A 21358-nucleotide genomic window follows, 5' to 3' on the forward strand; every position below is an offset into this window, starting at 1 on the left:
CATGACCGACACACCCGAAAACGGCCGCTGGCCCAGCCCGTTCAACGCCGAAGCGAACCACAGCATCACGCCTGACCGGAAAATCCTGTTCGCTGACTGCACCCTGCGCGATGGCGAACAACAGGCCGGTCTGGTACTGAACCGGTCCGAAAAGATCACGATCGCCAAGGCATTGGACGCGCTGGGCGTGCATGAGATCGAGGCGGGCACCGTTGCCAGCAGCGACGAAGATCGCGCCGCCATCGAAGAACTGGCCGGGATGGGTCTGCGTCCGCATATCAGCGTCCTCTGCCGTGGCATGGAAAAGGATATTGACGATGCCAAGGCATTGGGATGCTGGGGTGTCCGGCTCAGTTTTCCGGTCAGCCCGATTGAGAGGAAATACAAGCTCAAGGGGATAGCCGATGACGCCTATCTGGCCCGCGCCAAAGAGCTGACCCATTACGCCAAGGACAAGGGGCTTTACGTTGTGTTCAGCCCCTATGACACCACCCGCGCCGATCTGCCGTTTCTGCGGCGCTTTGTGCGCGAGATGGAGGCCGAAGGCACCATTGACCGTCTGCGAATCGTTGACACAACTGGCTGTGCGCTGCCCGGCGCAATCACGCGCGTCGTCAGCGAAATCCGCGAACATGCGCCGACCATGCCGCTCGAAATTCATTGCCACAACGATTTTGGCCTGGCTTGTGCAAACACTTTGGCGGGCCTCGAGGCCGGGGCGGATTACGTCTCGGGAACGATCAACGGGATCGGAGAGCGTTCGGGCAATGTTGCCAACGAAGAGGTCGCGATGGCGCTTGAGGTGCTGTATGGCTATTCCACCGGCTTGGATCTAAAGCGATTCACTGAAACATCGAAGCTGATCGAAGATCTGACGCGGGTCAAATTGTCGGTGAACAAACCCGTCGTCGGTCAGAATTCGTTTCGCCATGAGGCCGGGATGGTGATCGCCGGATTGCTGAAAAACCCCTACACCGCCGAGGCATATGATCCGTCCCTTGTCGGGCAGCAGCGTTCAATCGTGGTCGGTAAGAAAAGCGGCCTGGCATCCATCGCCCACAAGGTCGACACGCTGGGCCTGACGGTCAGCGAAGATCAGTTTCCCGCGATCCTTCAGAAGGTCAAGGAAACGTCGGTCAGCCGTCACGGCCCGGTCACGGACGACGAATTCCGGGAAATTGCACTGGCCGCTGGTTGACTTTGACCGGGCGGTGCGGCGTTAGCCGATCCCGGTTGGCCACCAGATGGTCGCGAAAGGCCTGCGCCGCGGGGGATAGCGCGCGCGCAGGCAACCGGACGAGATCAAGCGCGCGGAACGCCCGTGGCGTCAGTGGTCGCCCGATCAGGTCGCGCGATTGTACCAGCGAAAGTGACAGTCGCGGGATCACCGACAGGCCCAGCCCTTCGGCGACCATCGCGCCGATGGTGGTGATGTGGCCGACTTCGTATTCCGCGCTCATGACCTGCCCGGCACGGACAAATCCGTCTTCGATCAACCGCCGTACCGGCGATTGCCGGGTGACCGCGATAAAGGGATATTGCGCCAATGCGGCCCAATCAACGGCCGACGAGAGGGACAGGGGGTGCCCGCGCGGGCACAACATGATCAGATCATCTTCGGCCATTGGATCGGTCGCCAGATCGTGTTCCCCCGGCGCAAGGCTGGTCAGGCCCAGATCGCAGGTTCCATCCCGCACCATGTCGGCGATGGTCGACGCCATGCCATCGTAAATCAGCACCTTGATGCCGGGATGGGCGGACTGAAATTCCGCCACCATCATCGGCAGAAACCCCGAGGTGATCGACGGCACTCCGGCCACGGTCACATGCCCATGATCCATCGTTGCTGCCGATTGCAGATTGGTCACCGCGCGTTCCAGTTCCTCGGCCAGGCGTTCGGCGGTTTTCAGGAAATCGCGCCCGGCCCGTGTCAGGCTGACTCCTTTTGGGCTGCGGTCGAACAGGACCACGCTGACGATCTGCTCCAGCGTCTTGATGGCCTGCGTCACGCCGGGCTGGGTCATGTTAAGGGCTGACGCGGCGCGCGTGACAGAGCCATAGCGCGCCACCGCGACAAAGGCCCTGAGATGACGTTCAGACAGCGACATCTGGCGGCCCTTTCATTGAGGTGTGGGCAGGGTTCACTTGACAGGTGTTCCGGTGAATACTCTGGCCACCACAGGGGGCGGTACGGCAAACATGGATCATTTGCGAGAGATGGAAACATTTGTGGCCGTGGCGCAAAGCGAAAGCTTTACCCATGCGGCGCGCCAACTCGATACGTCGCGGTCCACGGTGACGCGGATCGTTGCAGGGCTTGAGGCCCGCCTGGGCACCCGGTTGCTGGTGCGCTCGACCCACGATGTGAGTTTGACGGCCGCAGGTGCACTGTTTGCCCGCGAGGCTGCTGATATCCTGTCGCAGGTTCAGCGGCTTCACGACATGATCGAACAGGAACAGGCCGGCATGACCGGTGAAATTCGGATCGGCGCGCCACCGTCGTTCGCATCGCTGCACTTGCAATCCGCGATCAGCGACTTTCGTGCGCAGTACCCCGGTGTCAATTTCGAAATTACTGCGGATGACGGATCGCTCAACATCGTGCGCGAGGCGTTGAATTTTTCGATCCGCATCGCACCGATCCTGCCGGATATGGCCCATGTTGCCCGGCTTTTGGTGCGGGTGCCGCAGGTGCTGGTTGCGGCACCCGCGTATCTTGATCGTCACGGCACGCCGCGCACGGTTGCAGAGCTGGCTGACCATAACTGCCTGTTGCATCGTATCAAATCGCCCGCTGGCGTCTGGACATTCGACGAAGAACTGTCGGTCCGGGTTCGCGGGGCCTTGTCCTCGAACCTGGGTGAGGTCCTTTTGGGCGCAGCCATCGCGGGCGAAGGGGTGTCCATCCATCCCACCTACATGATCGCCGAGGCACTGCGCACCGGCGCGCTGATCCGGATTTTGCCCGACCACCGCGCCGAAGAAATGGCAATCTATGCCGTCTATGCCGAACGGCATTTCAGGCCGGAACGCGAGCGCGCCTTCCTTGATTTTCTCAAGGGCTGGCTGCGCGCGCGATCCGGCTGGTTTCTGGATTGATCGCGCAATCCGGACATATGGATCAGGCGACCTTTGCAAGGACCTTGTCCGCCATCACCTGACACCGTTTTATCAATCGCGGCGTGTCCGGGCCATAATCAGCGACGGCGTTGTGAATGGTGCCGAAATTGTCCCACATCAGCACGTCATTTTCGGACCAGAGGTGTTTGTAGCAGTATTTCGGCTGCAACTGATGCCGAAATAGAAAGCTGAGGATCTCGTCGCTCTCGGTCTTGTCCATGCCGTCAATCTGCACCGTATAGCCGGGGTTCGCGTAGAGCACCTTGTCGCCGGTGATGGGATGCGTCAGGAAAATCGGCTGCGACACCGGGGGCTTTTTCGCCTTCTGTTCCGGGGTCAGCGGCGGACGCGACGACCCTTTTTCGCGCCGCATGTTTTCCCAGAACTTGTTGAAATCATGGGTTGCTGTCCGACCGTCCAGTTTCTGCTTCAGATCGTCCGGCAGATCCAGATAGGCGGCGCGCATGTTGCCGAATTCGGTGCAGCCCAGCGGTGTGCCATTCACGCGCGGAATCTCGATGCCATACAGCACGTTGGCAAAGGCCATTTCCTTGGAATAGGACATATCCGTGTGCCAGTCCTGCCCGGCATCCGAAAGGCCGAGCGGTTTGCCGTCCACCACCTTGTTGGACAGGATCATCACTTCGGGATGTCCGGGTTCCTGATAGTTTCCGGTCACGTTGATTTCCAGCGTCCCGAAACGACCGGAAAACGCCTTGAGGTCCGCCGCGTCGATTTTCTGATCGGGAAAACAGATGACTCCATGCTTGCTCAGAGCCATCCGCACCTCGCCAACCTGGTCTTCGGTCAGGGTCTGGGACAGATCAATCTCTTTGATCCGGGCGCCAAGGCCGTCGTCGTTGGGAATGATTTTCATGGCTTCCTGTTCCTCCTTATCGGAAATGGTGCCGGGCAAGCGGCCCGTTGGATTCGGGCTGAGAGTAGGGGGCCATCCCCCCGAGGCGACAGTGGTCTTGTGCGAACAATGGTATTTCATTTTTTGAAACACCAAGCGACCAGTTTACTGCTAGCGTGTCGGGCCTGAGGGGGGGGAACAGCCAGCCCCTTGCCTTTGCGCAGAATTGCTGTCTCAACAGGCAGGGGAGGACCGTGATGCAGGATCGCCAGATTATGGGATTGATCGCCACATTCGTCGCGGTCGCGGAAATGGGCAGCTTCAAACGGGCGGCCGAGGCGATCGGACGGTCGCCGTCTGCCGTGACTGCCCAGATCAGCCAGCTCGAGGATATCTTGCAGGCCCGCCTGATTGTTCGCACGACGCGGCGCATCCGGCTTACCGATGCGGGCGAACAGTTTCTCATCCGGGGTCGGCGTTTGTTGAACGAAACCGAACGACTGATCCGTGATTTCCGCGGTCATGCCGCCGAATTCGCCGGTAAGGTCGTGCTGGCCGTGTCGCCAACCATCGCAGTCAGTCTGATGCCCAAGGTGCTGGATACGCTGGGTCTGGAGCACCCCGAAGTCAAAATCGCCCTGCGCGAAGGCCTGCGCGATGATGTTCTGGCCGCCGTCGAAAGCGGCAAGGTTGATTTTGGGATCGGCCCCTATTGGGACGTGCCACAGGCGCTGTCGTTCGAGCATATGTTCGACCAGTTGTTTCGGCTGATTCTGCCGGAAAAGCACCCCGTCGCCAGGCGTGGCTACGCTGAACCCAGTGACCTGAAGACGCTGGATCTACTATGCCCAGGACCCGGTGCAACGGCGCGGATCGTGATCGAGGAATTGGCCGCCGAAGCTGGGTTCACCGTCGAACCCAGATACGAGACGCTGCAATATCCGACGCTTTACGCGCTGGTGGCCGGGGGGTTGGGGGCCACAGTCATGCCGGTGGTGGATCCTAATTTCCTTGCCGCCTCGCGGCTTGTCGCGGTGCCGTTTCACGGACGCAAGGTATCGCGCAAAATCGGGGTGATACAGCGACGCGGAGAGCCGCTTTCGCCAGCGTCGCGCCTGTTCATTCGAACGGTTCGGGATACGGTTCTGCGGTATCGGGATCATTTTCAACTGCAAATGTGATTGTTCAGTTTTTCAGAATCATTATTATGTTTTTCCGGTTTGCCGAAATGGTCCCGAGCGACTTAGTTTACAAAACTAGGCGAGGGGGAGCGTCTGGGGCCAAGGCCATATGTCGGACCGCGGCGCGTCTTGTCGGCGGTCGGGAATGGTTGCGCTGTTCAGAAATAATCGTCGAATGGTCAATCCTGCGCTCGATCTTTGGTCGCGCAGGGCCTGGCCGCAATATACCGGAGCGGCAAAGCCCGCCCGGTGCCATCAAGGAGGAGGAAGACATGACACTCAACAGACGGACCATGCTTACGCGCAGTCTTGCAGCCAGTGCGGTGCTTGCCACGCCGGCGATCCTGCGGGCCGCTTCGGCGGTCGAGCTGACCATCCTGTCGGGCAGTCCCGACAAACATGTGATTTCCCGTGGCGGGGTCGCGCCGTTTATGGAAAAGCTCAAGGAAACGGTTGGCGATGCCATCAGCTATAACTATTTTCCTGCGGGCCAGCTTGCGCCGTTGAAACAGTTGCTTGGTGCGGTGCAAAGCGGCGTCGGCGACGCCGCCCCGCTCCCGGTGGGCTATTCATCTGACAAGATGCCGCTGAACGGTGTGACGATGCTGCCCGGCCTGGGAGCATCGGCGCATCAGATCATCGCGGCCTATTCCAAGGCGGTCAAAGATCCGGTCTACATGAACGAATACGAGGCCAACAATGTGGTGCCGATCTGGAACATGGCCTTTCCGCCGTACCAATACGTCGCCACCGATGAGGCGGTAAAGACCCTCGAAGGGTTCAAGGGCAAGGTCATCCGCTCGGCCGGGGGGTCGACCAACCTCGCGGTTCAGCAGCTTGGCGCTTCGCCGACCGAAGTGGCCGCTGGTGACATCTATGTGGCAATGGAACGCGGCACGGTCAGCGCGACGATCTCGTCCTATCTGACGATCGAGGGGTATGGCGTGGCCGAGTTGTGCAAGGCAGCCAGCCGGAACGGATCGTTCGGCAATTTCTCGAACATCTTCTGCATCAGTGCGAAGAAGTGGGAAACCATCCCCGATGATATTCAAAAGGCAATGATGGACGCGGGCCAATGGACCGAGGATCACGTTGCTGACGTCATGGACACCGAAGCCGAAGAGCTGGCGAAAAAGTTCGAGGGCCTCGGGGTCGAGATATACGACTTTCCCGCGGACCAGCTTGCCCTTATCAACGACAAGCTGGCCTTTGTGCAGGAAGACTGGGTTGAGCGGTTGGAAGCGCGCGGGGTCAAGGCGCGCCAGGCGCTGGACCTCTATAAATCGACGCTGGCGGAAATGTCTGCGTGACGCAGGCCGTCCCCCAAACCAAGCCTCTCGACGGTGCGCTTTGCATCGTCGAGAATTTCATGGCGGTCATCGCGGGTGCGGTGCTTGCGGTTGTCATGCTGCTGGTCAGCGCCGATGCCGTTTTGCGTCACATCTTTCTGGCACCGATTCCGTGGCAATTTACCCTGACTGAAAGCTATCTGATGGTGGCCGGAATCGCGATGGGCCTGCCCTGGGGTTATCGCACTGGTGGGCGCATCCGCATCAATCTGTTGCTTAGCTTCGTTCCCGCTGGTCGCCGACGTCTGATGCTGCGGGTCGGCAACCTGCTGGTCGCGCCCTACATTGCGGTTTTGTGCTGGAAATCAGCCGAGAAAACCTGGGACGCCTTTGCTAACAGCGAATACATGATGGGCATCATCGACTGGCCCGTCGGCTGGAGCTGGATCTGGGTCCCGCTCGCCCTTGCTGTGCTGACCATTCGCCTTGTCTTTGACGCGTTCGGTGACGTTGATCACGCCGATTCGGCAGAACATTGAGACCTGAAAACCTATGACAATATTCTTCGGAACGCTTTTTCTGATAGGCCTGCTGCTGGTCGGAATCCCGGTCGGCTATGCTCTGGGCATCGCTGGCAGTCTCGCGCTTTTGTATATCGCTCCCATGGCCACCGTGCTGGGCCTGATGACCGAAGTTGTGCATCACACCTTTGCGAATTTCGCGATCCTGACCATTCCCGCCTTTGTTCTGATGTCAGAGTTTCTGTCAGCAGGGGGCATCGCCGATGACATGATGATCGCCTGCAACCGGCTGCTGCGCCGGGTGCGCGGGGGGCTGGCCGTGGCCTGCGTTCTTGCCGGGGCGGTGCTGGCCGCCTCTTCGGGCAGTTCTACCGCCTCGGTCGCAACAATTTCTCGTGCGGCGTTCCCGACGATGAAGCGGCTGGGTTACAATCCTGGACTCGCCGTCGGGACCATTGCGATTTCCGGCACTCTGGCGATCATGATCCCGCCGTCCATCGCGTTAGTCGTCTATGGCATCCTGACCGAGGAAAGCATCGGCAAGCTGTTTATCGCCGGGATCGGGCCGGGGATCGTGACGGCGCTGGGTTATGTGGCGACGATCCTGTTCATCCTGTGGCGTCGCCCCGACTACGCGCCTGACATGCTGACCGCACTGGTCGACGAATCCGGTGAAGTTATTGAACAAAAAGGCCGGGTCTGGCCGATTGGGCTGTTGGTGGCACTGGTGCTGGGTGCGCTCTATTCCGGGCTGGCCACACCAACCGAAGTTGGCGCAATTGGCGCAGTCGGTGCCTTTGTACTGGCCCTTGCCCTGGGTCGTTTGAAACCGGCAGACATGGTTCGCGCCATTGGCAACACGCTGCGCACCACGACGATGATTGTCACCATCATTTTCGGCGCGCTGATGTTTGGCTACTTCATGACCTTCACCCAGACGACAAATCGCCTGCTTGGCTTTATCGCTGAGGCGGAATTATCGCCCTATACCGTGCTGGTCGCGATTTTGCTGGTCTATCTGCTGTTGGGGATGTTGATGGATCAGTTTGCCATTCTGGTCCTGACGGTACCGATCAGCTATTCGATCATCACTGGGCTGGGATTCGATCCGATCTGGTTTGGGGTGCTTATCGTTAAGACCGCTGAAATCGGCCTGGTGACTCCGCCGGTGGGGTTGAATGTCTTTATTGCGTCAGCCGCCACGGGACAGCCGACAAAGGTCGGTTTCCGTGGTGTGGCACCGTTTGTGGTGACGGAATTGATTCTTCTTGCCCTCTTTGTGATGTTCCCACAAATATCCCTGTTCCTCGTGAACTGATCTGAAAGGCCAATCATGCATTACGGCAGCACCCGTCCCGATGTCCTGACATTCGACCCGTTCAAAGCAATCGTCGCGCCGCGCCCGATTGGCTGGATCGGGACCGTGAATGCCGACGGTATCCCGAACCTCGCACCCTATTCGTTTTTCATGCCGCTCGGGGCCAATCCGCACATGATCGGGTTCACCAGCGAAGGGATGAAGCACTCAGCGGCCAACGCGCAGTCGCAGGGCGAATTTACCTTTTCCCTCGCGACCGACGCGCTGAAAGAGGCGATGAACACCACTTCGGAGGCACATCCTGACGGTGCGAACGAATTTGAACTGGCGGGGCTGACGATCGGGACCTCGATTGCGGTCTCGGCCCCGTTTGTTGCCGAAAGCCCTGCCGCTCTGGAATGCAAGACAGTCTCGGTCGAACAGATACGGGATATGAATGGTGATCCGGTTGATCGGTTTTTTGTCATTGGTCAGGTGGTGCAAACTCATATCAACGACGCTTATATTGTGAATGGGCGTTTTGATACCGCCGCCGCCAGTCCGATTGCCCGGCTGGGGTATCGCGATTACGCAACGACGGACACGCTTTGGGAACTGACCCGTCCCGATGACTGATGCGTCGGTGCCTGTGTCTCTGGCTCGGCTGATCGGCGCGGCGCATGTACTGACCGCGCCCGATGCAACTGCCCCCTATTATACCGACTGGGTTGGCCGAACCTCTGGCGCGGCACTTTGCGTTTGTCGCCCCGGATCTGTCGATGAGGTGGCTGCCATCGTGCGCTATTGCGCCGGAGCGGCGATCCCGGTTTTCCCGCAGGGCGGCAACACCAGCTCGACCGCTGGCGGTATCCCGTTGTGCGGCGGGCGCGGTGTGGTGCTGTGTCTTGCACGGCTCAACAAGATCGAAGAGGTCGACACCGTAAGTGATGCGATCATCGTTCAGGCTGGTTGCACATTGGCGCAGGTCCAGCAGGCTGCCAAAGATCATGACCGACTGTTTCCGCTGACCCTGTCGTCTGAGGGCAGTTGCCAGATCGGCGGAAATGTGTCGACCAATGCCGGTGGCACTGCCGTCCTGCGCTATGGCAACACCCGTGATCTGGTGCTGGGGATCGAGGCGGTGCTGGCAGACGGGCGAATCTGGAATGGCCTGCGAACACTGCGCAAGGACAACGCCGGTTATGACATGAAATCCATCTTTGTCGGATCCGAGGGTACGCTTGGCATCGTGACCCGTGTCGCGCTAAAGCTGTTCCCCCGCCAGCGTCAACGCGCCATGGCGTTTGTTGCGCTGCCCGCGCCGCAGGCGGCGGTTGATCTGCTGTTGACTTGCCGCGCCAGTTTCGGAGCGGAACTGGACGCGTTCGAGCTGTTCTCGGCGTCCCAGCTGCGAATCATCGCCGAGCATATCCCCGGCGTCCGTCTGCCGTTTGCGGCCCTGCCGGATTGGGCATTGATGATCGAGGTCAAAGGCAACGCGGCCTTTTGCGAATTGTCCGGCCGTCTGGTGGACGTCTTGGGCGGTGCGATGACGTCCGGCCTTATCACCAATGCCGTTCCCGCCGCGACCGAGGCGCAGGCCAATGCGTTCTGGCACATCCGGCACTCTGTATCTGAGGCCAACAAACAGCACGGTCTGAATTTCACCCACGACACTGCCGTGCCGATTGTTCGTGTACCCGATTTTCTCGCCGCTGCCGACGCGGCGGTGACGCAGGCTTATCCAGAGGCAACACTCCATAGTGTGTCGCATCTGGGGGACGGAAATGTCCATTTCACGGCGATTTTCCCGCATGGCCAAGCTGGCAATGCCGGCAACCTAGGGGGCGAGGTGGCGCGCCTCGTTCACGATATTGCCGTCTCGATGGGGGGCACATTCGCTGCCGAGCATGGCATCGGTCAGCGATACCGCGACTCGCTCCAACGCTATAAATCGCCGGTCGAGCTGGATCTTTTTCGAAAGCTCAAGACCGCGCTTGATCCGCAGGGTATACTGAATCCGGGCAAAGTGCTCTGATAGGTCAGTCGTTTACAAAATCTGTCACTGGGGCCACTTTGGCCCACCAGCCCGAGGTATCCAATGACCGCCATAACCCGCCAGCCCCCCGCGCTCGACGCTCTGATTGCGTTGCGCGGTCGATCTTTTGTCAGCGACGTGTCGGTGACGGGGCAGGGGCCACATGCGCCGACACGCTTTAAGGTTGGCGAAACGGTTGGTGCGGTTGTTGCCGCTACTGGCGGGATTGTTGCGGACTTGGCCGCGGCGCGTGGCGGGCCGGTGCAGCCTGTCACATGCGATGCCCGCGCCGCCGCGGCCAGTTTGGCGATGAATCATTTGACCCGTGTTGCAGGCCCTGATGGCACATTTGTCGCGCCAGCGCCTGACCCCAACATGGCCGCGATGCGCAAGCTGACCCAACCCTGGCCGACGCGGGATGGTCGCCACTTTCTGCCGCATCTCAATCTGCCACAGCTGCGCGCCCGCGTGCTTGGTGAACTTGGTTGCGGCGATACTGCAGAGGCGGTGCGGACCGCTGTTGCTGGCCGTGATGCGCAGGAACTCGAAACGGCGATTGCCCGTGCGCGGGCCTGTGGCGGCATGATCCGCACCCGTGCCGACTGGCGCGATCATCCGCAAGGCCAGCTGCTGGCCAGCCGACCCGTCATCACGATAGAGCGTATCGGCGACGCGCCGCCCGAGCCGGTGCCGGGGGGCGCCCGGCCGCTGTCAACCCTGCGGGTGCTTGATCTGACACGGATTCTTGCCGGCCCGATCGCGGCGCGCGAATTGGCCAGCCACGGGGCCGATGTGCTGATGATTACGGCCCCGCATCTGGCCCAGACCCCCGATCACGTGCGCGATACCAGTCACGGGAAACGATCGGCGTATCTTGACCTGAACACCGCCGACGACATGACCCGCCTGCGCGAGCTTATCCGCACGACGGACGTGTTTTCGCAGGGATATCGCCCCGGTACCTTGAACGCGCGGGGGCTGGGCCCCGAGGCGCTGGCCCAGCTGCGACCCGGTATCGTCACGCTTTCGATCAGCTGTTACGGCCACGGTGGGCCGCTGTCCGACCGCGCGGGGTGGGAACAGGTGGCGCAGGCAGTGACCGGCATCTGTGCCGAACAGGGGCCACAAGGCCAGCCCGAGCTGATCCCCCTGCCGGTTTGCGATTACCTGACGGGCTACCTTGGTGCGTTAGGCACGTTGATGGCGCTGGAACGCCGCGCGACAGAAGGCGGCAGCTGGCATGTGCAGGTTTCGCTCTGCCGTTCGGCGATGTTCCTACAGGATCAGGGATTTTCCGACGCCACTGGCGAATTGCCGACACCAGCGGATCTGGCGCCGTGGTTTGTGGACTCAGACGGTGCGCGTGGTGTGATGCGTCATCTTGGGCCAGTGGTGCAGATGCCGGAAACGCCGCCGTTCTGGGCACGTCAAAGCCCGATCCTGGGTCAGGACAGGCCCGAATGGATCTGACGAAAAAGTCGTTGCACACTGGCGACTGGCAACCAGAGCTGCGCACGCTGCGCTATTTCCTCTGCGTGGCCGAAGAAAAGAACATCACCCGCGCGGCGGAACGGCTGCGGATCGCCCAACCGGCGCTAAGTCGTCAGATTTCCCGGCTTGAGGCCGACCTTGGCCAGCCGGTGTTCCTGCGAACGTCGCGCGGGGTCGAGTTGACCGAGGCCGGGGAAATTTTGTCCACCCGCGCCTATGCCATCATGGCACAGATCGCGCAGGCCCATCACGACGTGACCTCGCAGGCGGGATCGGCGCGCGGCGTCGTGGTTGTGGGTATCCCGCCGACGCCCGGCGAATTCATCGTCTCGCCATTGCTCGAACGAACGAAACGTGATTTTCCCGAGATTGAGCTGCGCTTTGTCGAAGGCTTTTCCCGCGAACTCGAAGGTAAATTGGTGCGCGGTGAAATCGGGCTGGCGGTGATGCACGATGCCCCGCGCGGGGAAGATACCGTGTCGACCGAACTGCTGGTCGAGCATCTCTATGTGATTGGCCCCTGCGGTTCGCTGGACCGCGAAAGCTATCCGCTGAATGACGCAGTACGCCTGCCGCTGATCATGCCGAGCCGACAGAATTACCTGCGGATTCTGATCGACAAACACGCGGATGCCATCGGGGCAGAACTAAATATCATCCAGCGGGTCGACGGCGTCTCGCATCTGAAATCACTGGTCCGGCACGGGCATGGTTTTACCATCCTGACCTTTGGCGGCGTTCTGAGTGAGATTCAGGCCGGCACGCTTGAGGCCCGCCCGATCACCGATCCGCAGATCGACTGGACGCTCTGTGTCGCGAGCAAATCTGACCAGAAAAGCAAGCGGGCCATTCAGGTGGTCGCAGAAGTTACGCAGGAGATCGTCAACGATTTGGTTGCCAGCGGAATCTGGAAGTAACGGCATACCTGAGAGGTATCGAAGGCATGAGTTTATAGTATTTGCATCATGCCGTGGAACGCTTCAATTTGGCGGCGCAGGACCGCGGGGAGCGGTTAGAAGACCAATGGGAGGAACTATGAGCAACTCGACTTTTCCGCGCGCAGTGGGCTTTGCCCTTGCCGCCAGCTTCGGCTTTGCCAGCATGGCCGACGCCGACACATACAAGTGGATCACGTTCAAACCGCAGGGCGCGGGTGACGCGCAGGCGATTACCACGCAGTGGCTTGTGGATGAGTTCGCCAAGCGAACTGACGGCAAACACAGCATCGACGTGTTCTGGGGTGGTTCCGTTGCCAAAACTGGCGAGATCCCCGAGGCACTGGCCGCAGGCGTCGGTGATTTCGGCGATATCATCACGCCGTACTTTCCTGACCTGATGCCACTGAACAACGCCGTCGGCTTTTTCATCCCGCAACCGATGAATACGCTCGAAGTCGGGCATTTCATGGAAGAGATGCACGCGACATATCCGGAATTCAAACAGGAGCTGGCGGAAAACAACCTCTATGCTTTTGGCTTCCGTCCGCTCGAAGGCTACGGGATGCTGTGCAACAAGCCGGTGACCAGCGCCGCTGATATGCAGGGACTGCGCATCCGGTCCTACGGCTTTGCCTATCCCAAGCTGATCGAGGCGCTTGGCGCGACGCCGGTGTCCATTGCCACATCCGAGGCCTATGAGGCGCTGCAACGGTCTATCATCGACTGCACGCCGATTGGCCCGGCGCTGGCCCGCGGTTGGAAGTATGACGAGGTCGCCAAATACTATATTGAACTGCCACTCGGCGCGTCCTTTGGGCATCTTCTGGCGATGAACCTTGACAGCTACGAGGGCATGGACGACGAAACCAAAGCCGTGGTTGATCAACTGGGCAAGGATTACCTTGTCGAATATGCGCGCATGCTTGATGACGACGACGCACGGGTTCGCGAACTTTGGAAAGGCGATCTTGGCGTCGAAGTCGTTCCCTTTCCCAAAGAAGAGCTGATGGGTGTCCTTGACGACGATGGCGTCAAAGAAGTGCGACAGGAATGGATCGACAAAGCAACGGCGGCTGGCCTGCCTGCTGACGAGATCATCAAAAGCTTCCAGTTCTGATCCACCCCCCCAGACCCGGACCCTGTTCTGACGGATGGGGTCCGCTTTTTCGAAAGATACCCGATGCAGACCTTTGCCCGCCTGCGCGAGAGCTTTGGCCTTTTGCTGAGCTTTTGCGGCCTGATCGCCGGTGCGCTCACCTTTGCGGTGATGTGCCTTGTCGTGACCAATGTCCTGATGCGCTATGGATTCAACGCCCCGGTCAAGGGGACGCTGGAACTGACCGAAAGCGCGCTGCCGCTGATGATTTTTCTGTCGCTGGCTCTGACCCAGTTCGAGGGCGGGCATATCAAGGTGGTGATCCTGACTCAGCACCTTGCCCCCGGCGGACAACGTGCGACCAAGGTGATCGCCATGCTTTTGGGTGCGGGGCTGTTCGCCTGGGCGGCATATGCGGGCTGGATCATGACCGAAAAAAGCTATCGCATCGGAGAGCTTGAGCGCGGCTCGATCCGCTTTCCGATCTGGCCGATCAAGGGCGCGGTGTTCTTTGGCCTGCTGATGCTGTCGATCCAGTTCCTGATTGACGCAATTTATTGTGCCCTTGGCGGCACCCTACCAGATTCCGAAGCGGAGACAGTTGAATGAGTTCCCTTGTAATCGGATTGATCGGAACCGGCGCGCTGTTCGGCCTGATCCTGATGGGGGTCAATGTCATGGTGGCGCTTGGCCTTGTCGGGGCGCTGGGCATGGCGGCGATCGTCGGGTTCAACGCCGCGACGTCGATCCTTGGGACGGTGTTCTTTGACACCACCCATTCTTTCCACTTTTCGGTGATCCCGTTGTTCCTGCTGATGGGATTTTTCGCCATGCGGGCCGGGCTGGGCGAGGATCTGTTCGAGGCAACGACCAAATGGCTGGGCAACCTGCGAGGCGGGTTGGCAATCTCGACCACGCTTGGGGCTGCTGCGTTTGGGGCGGCCTCGGGTTCATCGGTTGGCACGGCGACGGTCTTTACCAAACTTGCCTTGCCGCAGATGCTGGACCGGGGGTATGACAAGGGCCTTGCCTCGGCCTCGATTGCGATTGCCGGGACGCTGGCGGTGATGATCCCGCCCTCGTCACTGGTGGTGGTCTATGGAATCCTGACAGACAGTTCGATCGGATCGCTGCTGATTGCCGGCTTTATTCCGGGCATACTGTTTGCCATCGTCCTGTGTGTCGCGATTTGGCTGACGGTGTTGCGCAACCCGGCGCTCGCCCCGCGTGAAAGCTACAACTTTACGCTGCGGGAAAAACTGATGTCGCTGCGCCTGGCCGGGCCGTTGGTGCTGATCATCTTTCTGATTGTTGCCGGACTGTACCTTGGTGTCTTTACCCCGACCGAAGCCGGCGGCATCGGCGCCTTTGCCACGCTGCTTCTTGCCATCGTTCGGCACAAGGGGGTTCGGGGGATCGAGTTGCGCAAGACGCTGCTGGAAACGATCCGCACCTCGGCGATGATCTTTGCAATCCTGATCTGCGCGCTGGTGTTTTCCAAATTCCTCGCCCTGTCTGGTGTGGCCAATGCAGTTGGCGGGTTTCTGACCGGGCTGGACGTCAACCGCTGGATCATCGTTGTGCTGGTGTCGCTGATCTACCTCGCGTTGGGGATGATGATGGACGCGCCTGCGCTGCTGGCGATCACGCTGCCGATCACCCATCCGGTGATGATGTCCCTGGGATTCGATCCGATCTGGTTCGGGATCTACGTGGTGCTGCTGGTGGAAATCGGTGCAGTGACGCCGCCTGTCGGGATCAATTGTTTTGTCGTTCAAGCGGCATCAGAGGGGCGGGTCAAACTGGAACAGATCTTTGCCGGGCTTGTGCCCTTTGTTCTGGCCGGGTTTGCGATGCTCGTGCTGCTGTGCCTGTTTCCCCAGATCGCCCTGTTCCTGCCGGAGACGATGAAATGACCTACGAACTTTCTGGACCCGGCGCACAGGGCCGCGCCATTCTGCGCACCACGCCAACCTCTCCCTTCGGTCGCAAGGTCAGGATCGCGGCGCAGGTTCTGCGACTCGACCATCAGATCGAAGAGCGGCCGGCGAATACACTGGATCAGACTGACAATCTGCGCCAGCAGAACCCGTTGGGCAAGATGCCGTGCCTGTTAGCGAATGGCCTGACGATGTATGACAGCCGGGTGATTCTGGAATATCTTGATGCCGTTGCGGGCGGTGGCAAACTGATCCCGACCGCAGGGGCTGACCGGTTTCAGTGCCTGACCCTCGCGAACCTGGCCGATGGGGTGGCTGATGCCGGTCTTTTGATGGTCTACGAAGGTCGGTTTCGCAACCAGGATCAGACATCTGATCGCTGGCTGGATCATCAGCGTGGCAAGGTGGCCCGCGGGCTGGACGCGCTACAGGCCGCGCCGCCGGACCCAAGGCACACTGATGTCGCGTCGATCTCTCTGGCCTGTATGTTATCCTATCTCGACTGGCGTCGTCCGGTCGCGTGGCGAGACACATGGGCAGGGCTTGGGGCATGGCTCGACAGCTTTGCGGACGCCGAACCAGCCTATAACGCAACGAGGATTTCTGAATGACCGACTGGCCCACACAGCGCCTGAATGCGCCCGATCCCGCAACCTATTCCAACCGCCAGAAGGCGGTGCATGACGCCATCGCCAGCGGCCCGCGCGGCGGCGTGCGCGGCCCGCTGGCCGTCTGGCTGCACCGGGCGGAACTGGGCGCCAAGGCGCAGGATCTGGGCCAGTATTGCCGCTACGACAGCTCGCTCGAACCGCGGCTGTCAGAGCTGGCCATCCTGGTCATGGCCCGCACCTACAGCGCCGAATACGAATGGTACGCCCATAAGCCCATCGCGCTAAAGGCCGGGCTGTCGCCGCAGATTGTCGAGGCAATCCGCACCGGATCAGAGCCTGTATTCACCGACCCGGAGGAAGAGGTCGTCTATCTCGTTGCCCGGTCCGCACTGGACACACGACAGGTTCCCGATGACCTGTATGCGCGCGCTGAGGCCGTGCTGGGGACCGATCGGCTGGTCGATCTGGTTGGTGTGTTGGGCTATTATTCGCTGATTTCCCTGACGCTGAACATCTTTCGGGTGTCCCCCCCGTCTGATGCCCCAAAGGAGTTCGAATGAACGACGCACCGATTTGCTGGAACCCGAACCCGTCGCGGCCCGCCTTGACCCTGCCAAAGGGGGCGACGGACACCCATGTGCATGTCTTTGGTCCCACCTCGGTGTTTCCCTATGCGCCGGAAAGCGGTTTCAAACCCGGCGACGCGCCCAAGGAAAAGCTGTTTGCGCTGCATGACATGCTGGGGATCGACCGTTGTGTGATTGTGCAGTCGGGGTGCCATGGTCGTGACAACTCGGTGGTGGCCGATGCCATGGCCGCGCGTCCCGGCACCTATCTTGGGGTTGCGCTGACTCCGCCGGATGTGTCGAGGGACACCCTGTCCCAGCTTTATGCGCAGGGCTTTCGCGGCGTGCGGTTCAATTACATGTCCCACCTTGCCCCCGGTGCAACCAGCGATCAGCTACGCGCCCTTGCGCCCAGACTGGCAGATCTGAACATGCACCTGCTGATCCATATGGAAAGCAAGCTGATCGCGGAACTGGCACCGGTGTTGGCGGAATTGCCGGTTCCGGTTGTGATCGACCATATGGGCCGCGTCGACGCAAGTTTAGGCATGCAGCAGGAGCCTTTTCAACATCTCCTCCGTCTTGGCGAAAGCCAGCATATCTGGATCAAGGTGTCGGGATCGGAACGCTGTTCGCGCCTTGACCCGCCCTATGGCGATGCGACCCCGTTTGCCCGGCGACTGGTGGAAACCTATCCCGACCGCACGCTTTGGGGCACCGACTGGCCCCATCCGAATTTTCGAGCCGACCCGCCTGACGACGGCATTCTGGTCGATCTGCTTTCCGGAATTTGCCCGGGCGACTCCGCATTGCGCCGCCTTTTGGTGACCAATCCGGAACGACTCTATGGTTTTGAAGGGAATTTGTGATGGCTGGCAGGCTTGACGGCAAAGTTGCGATTGTGACGGGCGCGGGGTGTGTCGGTCCCGGCTGGGGCAATGGCCGCGCCGCCTGTGTCCGCTTTGCCGAGGAAGGCGCGCGCATATTTGCCGTCGATCTGCGGTCAGACCCGATGCAAGAGACACTGGAGCGCACCCGCGCGGCCGGGGGCGAAATCGAACCGCACCTCTGCGACGTCACCAACCGCAAGTCGGTCGAAGCGATGGTTGCCGCCTGCCTCGATCGGTTCGGGCAGGTCGACATTCTGGTGAACAACGTTGGCGGTTCGGCCAAGGGCGGCCCGGCGGATATGGACGAGGAAACCTGGGACCGGCAGGTGGATTTCAACCTGAAATCCGTCTACCTCACCTGTCGGTCGGTCCTGCCACACATGGCCGCGCGCGGGTCAGGGTCTATCGTCAACACATCGTCCACATCCGGCATGCGCTGGACCGGCGCTGCACAATCGGCTTATGCCGCAACCAAGGCCGGCGTCATCCAGTTCGGCCGCGTTGTCGCCGTGGAATACGCTCCCAAGGGTGTTCGCGTGAATACGGTTGTTCCCGGTCAACTCCACACCCCGATGGTCGAGATGCGTCTGGCTGGTCAACGCGCCGGAGGCGATGTCGTAACACTGCTCGATTCAAGGGTAAAGCGTATCCCTCTCGGTTTTATGGGCGACGGGCGCGATACGGCCAATGCCGCACTTTTCCTCGCCTCGGAAGAAGCCCGGTTTATCACTGGAACCGAGATTGTGGTCGACGGCGGCATGACCGCGCGTTGTGACTGATCCCTGTTGCCAGGGTCTGTCAAACCGGGCCGCGTGGAATTGCCCTACGCCACCGGCCACCGCGACGCAATTTGAGGTGCCGCTTTGGTCAGCCTCATTCCGACTACCGCCTTCTTGATTTTAGGGGCATTGATGCCGTTGGGAGGGCGGTTGCGGACTACATTGCCGATTTTGGGGCGAAAATTCAGGTGGCGGACGCGTTGATATAGCCATGACGTTCGATCTTGGAAATCAGATCGGTCTTGCGCAGCGGTTTGGTCAGATAGTCGTCCAGCCCGGCCTCAAGGATCACCTCGCGGTCACCGCTCATGGCGTGGGCGGTCACGGCGATGATTGGCACCCGGGGGCCGTCTCCTTCGATTTCACGGATGGCACAGGTGGCTTGTTTTCCGTCCATGCCGGGCATCGAAATATCCATAAAGATCACGTCGGGGCGCGCGGTTTTGAATGCGGCGACCGCCTCGAATCCGTTGTTGGCAAAGGTCAGTTCCAGGTCGAGTGCCGCGACCATTTTGCGAAAAACCAACTGGTTGGTTTTGTTGTCTTCGGCCACAAGAACCCGCAACGTCCCGGTTGGCTGTGATGCTACGGGTTCTGGCGCGCAGGGCAGGGCGGTGTCGTCAGATCGCGCCCCCAATCCACTGAGCGCGGCAAACAGGGTGCGGCGAGCCATCGGTTTTTGCAGCACGGCCTGCACCGCGTCGCGTCCTGGCAGCGATTGCAGCATGGCGGGATTGTTGCTGAACAACAGCGCCGGAGATTGCACACCCAGCCGCCGCAACCGATCCGCAAGGTCCAGTCCGGTCATGTCCGGCAGATCTTGTTCGATCAGCAACAGATCCGGCAGCGATCCGGATTGGCCCAGCGCGCCGACCCGATCCAGCGCATCGGCCCCGGTGGCGCAATAGCTGGTGGTGACACCCAAAATACTCAGTTGCTTGCTCAGGATGCTGCGATTGGTGTTGTGATCGTCCACCACCAGCGCGGTTTTTATCGTCTCGGGCAGATTGGCCGTCTCAAAGGTCACGGGGTGTTCGGGGGGCAGGGTCAGGCTAAAGCCGAAACAGGTGCCCTTGCCGAATTCGGATTCGACCCAGACATCGCCGCCCATCAGCCGGATCAGCCGTTGGGTGATGGCCAGCCCGAGTCCCGTTCCCTCGAACTGGCGGTTCCTCTCATCCTCGACCTGGTTGAATTCGCCGAACACATGATCGGTCTTGTCCGTCGGGATGCCGATCCCAGTATCCTCGACCGTGATATGAATCGCGGTGCCCGCGTCATCGGGAATACCGACGACGCGGATCAGCACATGCCCCTCGATAGTGAACTTGACCGCGTTGCCCAACAGGTTGGTCAGCACCTGACGCAACCGCCCCGGATCGCCGATGAACCGGGTTGGCAGAAACATGTCGTAATCCACCAGCAGGTCCAATCCCTTGTCGCGCGCCGTGGGTTGCAGCAGCATGACGATCTCGTGCACCACGCGTTCCAGGTCAAAGGGTTCGGGGTGCAGGATCAGCTTTTCCGCCTCAATCTTTGAGAAATCCAACACGTCGTTGATGATCACGAGCAAGGCCTCGCCTGAATTGCGGATCGTCTCGACATAGAGTTGCTGTTCTTCGGTCAGATCCGCCTCCATCAGCAGATCGGCCATGCCGACGACGCCGTTCATCGGTGTGCGGATTTCGTGGCTCATATTGGCGAGGAATGCTGACTTGGCGCGATTTGCCGACTCGGCCCGTTCGGTCGCCCGTTCGAGCGCGATCTGCGCCTCTTTCATCGGGGTGATGTCGACGCGCAGGCCGACGCGGCCACCATCGCTGGTCTGCTTGTCAAACACCCGCAACCAGCGACCGTCTTCCAGTTGCTGCTCTTGCTGAGTCACCGGGCTGCGGTGATCCTTTAATCGTTGTTCAAGCCACTCGGCCTCGCGGCCTACGGCGTCTACATGCTGGCCATGATCGAGCGCATAGCGCAAAATGTCCTCGAACTGGGCTCCGGGCACCATGGCGGGCGCGGTTTTGGTATAAAACTGACGATACGGTTCGTTGCACATCAGCAAGCGGTCGTCAGAATCGTAGATCACAAAGCCGTCCGGCATCTCCTGCACAGCGGACCACATGCGCATCAGATCGGTCATGTCGATGGCCAGACTGACCACACCGCCATCAGGTGTTCTGCGGTCCTGGATTTTAAGGAACTGTCCCGACCACAGTCGGATCGTCACCGAGGGAATCACCCGCTGGTCCCAACGTGTCAGCATGCGATGGGACCAGACATCGGCGGTCTCGCCCTGCAGGTCGACAATTCCTTCCTCAACCATCATGGCAACCACATGACCATGGCTTGCACCCGGCCCGATGGTGTCGAGTCCATCGAATACGGTCAGATAGGCGGGGTTGGCGATTTCCAACAGCCCTTCGGCGTTGAAAAGGGCAAAACCGTCGCGAATCGAGGCCAGCGCCTTCCAAAGCTGGCTTTCCACCACCTGGATTTTTTGATTGGCTTGACCCAGCTCTGATTTCACCTGCTGGTTTTCGCTGCGCACATTGGCCACTTCGGCGCGGGTTTCGGTGATTTCGTGGCTCAGCTTCTTGGCGTGATGGCCAAGTTTGCGATTGGCGGCAAAAAGTTCTGCCTGCTTGAGTTCAAGCAGGCGTTCCGCCGCGAGGCGGGCGCGCCGTTCCTCAGCGAGTTTATGGGCGAAATCCATGCCGCTCTCCGTGCCTCCGCCGCGCAGTTTTC

Annotated in this window: 20 protein-coding genes; 17 read left to right on the top strand and 3 right to left on the bottom strand. The window is 60.3% G+C overall.

All coding sequences use genetic code 11. The features are described 5' to 3' along the window. Position 1: 1 nt before the first annotated feature. Positions 2-1198: a LeuA family protein gene (locus tag IMCC21224_RS03665; protein ID WP_197089163.1), complete on the top strand. Its 1197-nt coding sequence runs from the start codon at positions 2-4 to the stop codon at positions 1196-1198. Here IMCC21224_RS03665 and IMCC21224_RS03670 read toward each other — a convergent pair. After that, on the bottom strand, positions 1155-2108 hold the full coding sequence (locus IMCC21224_RS03670) for a LysR family transcriptional regulator (RefSeq protein WP_047994192.1): 954 nt from the start codon (positions 2106-2108) through the stop codon (positions 1155-1157). The two genes, IMCC21224_RS03665 and IMCC21224_RS03670, sit on opposite strands and share 44 nt — an antisense overlap. 52 nt (positions 2109-2160) lie before the next feature. Between IMCC21224_RS03670 and IMCC21224_RS03675 the strand changes: the two genes are divergently transcribed. After that, positions 2161-3099, top strand: a complete 939-nt coding sequence (locus IMCC21224_RS03675) for a LysR family transcriptional regulator (protein ID WP_156178103.1) — start codon at positions 2161-2163, stop codon at positions 3097-3099. Positions 3100-3121: 22 nt separating this feature from the next. On the opposite strand, the gene IMCC21224_RS03680 is transcribed toward IMCC21224_RS03675, so the two are convergent. Then, positions 3122-3997: a TauD/TfdA family dioxygenase gene (locus IMCC21224_RS03680; RefSeq protein ID WP_047994194.1), complete on the bottom strand. Its 876-nt coding sequence runs from the start codon at positions 3995-3997 to the stop codon at positions 3122-3124. 236 nt (positions 3998-4233) lie between these two features. Between IMCC21224_RS03680 and IMCC21224_RS03685 the strand changes: the two genes are divergently transcribed. The 15 genes from IMCC21224_RS03685 to IMCC21224_RS03755 all read left to right on the top strand — a co-directional run bounded on the left by IMCC21224_RS03685 (position 4234) and on the right by IMCC21224_RS03755 (position 18613). Then, a complete protein-coding gene (locus tag IMCC21224_RS03685; RefSeq protein ID WP_047994195.1) occupies positions 4234-5157 on the top strand; it encodes a LysR family transcriptional regulator in 924 nt (307 codons plus the stop codon). Positions 5158-5429: 272 nt separating this feature from the next. Next, positions 5430-6467: a TRAP transporter substrate-binding protein DctP gene (gene dctP, locus IMCC21224_RS03690; protein ID WP_231582012.1), complete on the top strand. Its 1038-nt coding sequence runs from the start codon at positions 5430-5432 to the stop codon at positions 6465-6467. Next, positions 6464-6985 carry a TRAP transporter small permease gene (locus tag IMCC21224_RS03695; RefSeq protein ID WP_047994197.1) on the top strand — a complete coding sequence of 174 codons (522 nt, stop codon included), beginning with the start codon at positions 6464-6466 and terminating at the stop codon, positions 6983-6985. Before dctP (IMCC21224_RS03690) ends, IMCC21224_RS03695 begins: the two co-directional genes overlap by 4 nt. 13 nt (positions 6986-6998) lie before the next feature. Then, positions 6999-8285: a TRAP transporter large permease gene (locus IMCC21224_RS03700; RefSeq protein WP_047994198.1), complete on the top strand. Its 1287-nt coding sequence runs from the start codon at positions 6999-7001 to the stop codon at positions 8283-8285. A gap of 15 nt (positions 8286-8300) precedes the next feature. Beyond that, complete coding sequence (locus IMCC21224_RS03705; RefSeq protein WP_047994199.1) at positions 8301-8900, top strand: flavin reductase family protein; 600 nt, start codon at positions 8301-8303, stop codon at positions 8898-8900. Then, positions 8893-10302 carry an FAD-binding oxidoreductase gene (locus IMCC21224_RS03710; RefSeq protein WP_047994200.1) on the top strand — a complete coding sequence of 470 codons (1410 nt, stop codon included), beginning with the start codon at positions 8893-8895 and terminating at the stop codon, positions 10300-10302. Before IMCC21224_RS03705 ends, IMCC21224_RS03710 begins: the two co-directional genes overlap by 8 nt. Before the next feature lie 63 nt (positions 10303-10365). Continuing rightward, positions 10366-11772 carry a CoA transferase gene (locus IMCC21224_RS03715; protein WP_047994201.1) on the top strand — a complete coding sequence of 469 codons (1407 nt, stop codon included), beginning with the start codon at positions 10366-10368 and terminating at the stop codon, positions 11770-11772. Continuing rightward, complete coding sequence (locus IMCC21224_RS03720; RefSeq protein ID WP_047994202.1) at positions 11763-12710, top strand: LysR family transcriptional regulator; 948 nt, start codon at positions 11763-11765, stop codon at positions 12708-12710. The genes IMCC21224_RS03715 and IMCC21224_RS03720 overlap by 10 nt, the downstream gene beginning before the upstream one ends. Before the next feature lie 118 nt (positions 12711-12828). Beyond that, the gene (gene dctP, locus IMCC21224_RS03725) at positions 12829-13848 is read left to right on the top strand and encodes a TRAP transporter substrate-binding protein DctP (protein WP_047994203.1); all 1020 of its coding nucleotides are present in this window, start codon (positions 12829-12831) and stop codon (positions 13846-13848) included. Positions 13849-13911: 63 nt separating this feature from the next. Further along, positions 13912-14436: a TRAP transporter small permease subunit gene (locus tag IMCC21224_RS03730; protein ID WP_047994204.1), complete on the top strand. Its 525-nt coding sequence runs from the start codon at positions 13912-13914 to the stop codon at positions 14434-14436. Then, complete coding sequence (locus tag IMCC21224_RS03735) at positions 14433-15743, top strand: TRAP transporter large permease (RefSeq protein WP_047994205.1); 1311 nt, start codon at positions 14433-14435, stop codon at positions 15741-15743. The genes IMCC21224_RS03730 and IMCC21224_RS03735 overlap by 4 nt, the downstream gene beginning before the upstream one ends. Then, positions 15740-16378, top strand: a complete 639-nt coding sequence (locus IMCC21224_RS03740; protein ID WP_047994206.1) for a glutathione S-transferase family protein — start codon at positions 15740-15742, stop codon at positions 16376-16378. Before IMCC21224_RS03735 ends, IMCC21224_RS03740 begins: the two co-directional genes overlap by 4 nt. Further along, positions 16375-16938, top strand: coding sequence for a carboxymuconolactone decarboxylase family protein (locus IMCC21224_RS03745; RefSeq protein WP_047994207.1), 564 nt, complete (start codon positions 16375-16377; stop codon positions 16936-16938). The genes IMCC21224_RS03740 and IMCC21224_RS03745 overlap by 4 nt, the downstream gene beginning before the upstream one ends. Then, the gene (locus tag IMCC21224_RS03750; protein WP_047994208.1) at positions 16935-17813 is read left to right on the top strand and encodes an amidohydrolase; all 879 of its coding nucleotides are present in this window, start codon (positions 16935-16937) and stop codon (positions 17811-17813) included. The genes IMCC21224_RS03745 and IMCC21224_RS03750 overlap by 4 nt, the downstream gene beginning before the upstream one ends. Continuing rightward, positions 17813-18613, top strand: coding sequence for an SDR family NAD(P)-dependent oxidoreductase (locus IMCC21224_RS03755; RefSeq protein WP_047994209.1), 801 nt, complete (start codon positions 17813-17815; stop codon positions 18611-18613). The genes IMCC21224_RS03750 and IMCC21224_RS03755 overlap by 1 nt, the downstream gene beginning before the upstream one ends. Positions 18614-18797: 184 nt before the next feature. On the opposite strand, the gene IMCC21224_RS03760 is transcribed toward IMCC21224_RS03755, so the two are convergent. After that, positions 18798-21326: a response regulator gene (locus IMCC21224_RS03760; RefSeq protein WP_047994210.1), complete on the bottom strand. Its 2529-nt coding sequence runs from the start codon at positions 21324-21326 to the stop codon at positions 18798-18800. Positions 21327-21358: the final 32 nt, after the last annotated feature.

Source organism: Puniceibacterium sp. IMCC21224 (assembly GCF_001038505.1).
GTDB lineage: Bacteria > Pseudomonadota > Alphaproteobacteria > Rhodobacterales > Rhodobacteraceae > Puniceibacterium.

What these genes read in the sequence shown, in the direction of transcription:
- IMCC21224_RS03680 (WP_047994194.1), bottom strand. Translation starts at nt 3,997, where the DNA reads ATGAAAATCATTCCCAACGACGACGGCCTTGGCGCCCGGATCAAAGAG.
- IMCC21224_RS03750 (WP_047994208.1), top strand. Translation starts at nt 16,935, where the DNA reads ATGAACGACGCACCGATTTGCTGGAACCCGAACCCGTCGCGGCCCGCC.
- IMCC21224_RS03700 (WP_047994198.1), top strand. Translation starts at nt 6,999, where the DNA reads ATGACAATATTCTTCGGAACGCTTTTTCTGATAGGCCTGCTGCTGGTC.
- IMCC21224_RS03755 (WP_047994209.1), top strand. Translation starts at nt 17,813, where the DNA reads ATGGCTGGCAGGCTTGACGGCAAAGTTGCGATTGTGACGGGCGCGGGG.
- IMCC21224_RS03665 (WP_197089163.1), top strand. Translation starts at nt 2, where the DNA reads ATGACCGACACACCCGAAAACGGCCGCTGGCCCAGCCCGTTCAACGCC.
- IMCC21224_RS03705 (WP_047994199.1), top strand. Translation starts at nt 8,301, where the DNA reads ATGCATTACGGCAGCACCCGTCCCGATGTCCTGACATTCGACCCGTTC.
- IMCC21224_RS03710 (WP_047994200.1), top strand. Translation starts at nt 8,893, where the DNA reads ATGACTGATGCGTCGGTGCCTGTGTCTCTGGCTCGGCTGATCGGCGCG.
- IMCC21224_RS03720 (WP_047994202.1), top strand. Translation starts at nt 11,763, where the DNA reads ATGGATCTGACGAAAAAGTCGTTGCACACTGGCGACTGGCAACCAGAG.
- IMCC21224_RS03685 (WP_047994195.1), top strand. Translation starts at nt 4,234, where the DNA reads ATGCAGGATCGCCAGATTATGGGATTGATCGCCACATTCGTCGCGGTC.
- IMCC21224_RS03730 (WP_047994204.1), top strand. Translation starts at nt 13,912, where the DNA reads ATGCAGACCTTTGCCCGCCTGCGCGAGAGCTTTGGCCTTTTGCTGAGC.
- dctP (WP_047994203.1), top strand. Translation starts at nt 12,829, where the DNA reads ATGAGCAACTCGACTTTTCCGCGCGCAGTGGGCTTTGCCCTTGCCGCC.
- IMCC21224_RS03760 (WP_047994210.1), bottom strand. Translation starts at nt 21,326, where the DNA reads ATGGATTTCGCCCATAAACTCGCTGAGGAACGGCGCGCCCGCCTCGCG.
- IMCC21224_RS03745 (WP_047994207.1), top strand. Translation starts at nt 16,375, where the DNA reads ATGACCGACTGGCCCACACAGCGCCTGAATGCGCCCGATCCCGCAACC.
- IMCC21224_RS03670 (WP_047994192.1), bottom strand. Translation starts at nt 2,108, where the DNA reads ATGTCGCTGTCTGAACGTCATCTCAGGGCCTTTGTCGCGGTGGCGCGC.
- IMCC21224_RS03735 (WP_047994205.1), top strand. Translation starts at nt 14,433, where the DNA reads ATGAGTTCCCTTGTAATCGGATTGATCGGAACCGGCGCGCTGTTCGGC.
- IMCC21224_RS03715 (WP_047994201.1), top strand. Translation starts at nt 10,366, where the DNA reads ATGACCGCCATAACCCGCCAGCCCCCCGCGCTCGACGCTCTGATTGCG.
- dctP (WP_231582012.1), top strand. Translation starts at nt 5,430, where the DNA reads ATGACACTCAACAGACGGACCATGCTTACGCGCAGTCTTGCAGCCAGT.
- IMCC21224_RS03740 (WP_047994206.1), top strand. Translation starts at nt 15,740, where the DNA reads ATGACCTACGAACTTTCTGGACCCGGCGCACAGGGCCGCGCCATTCTG.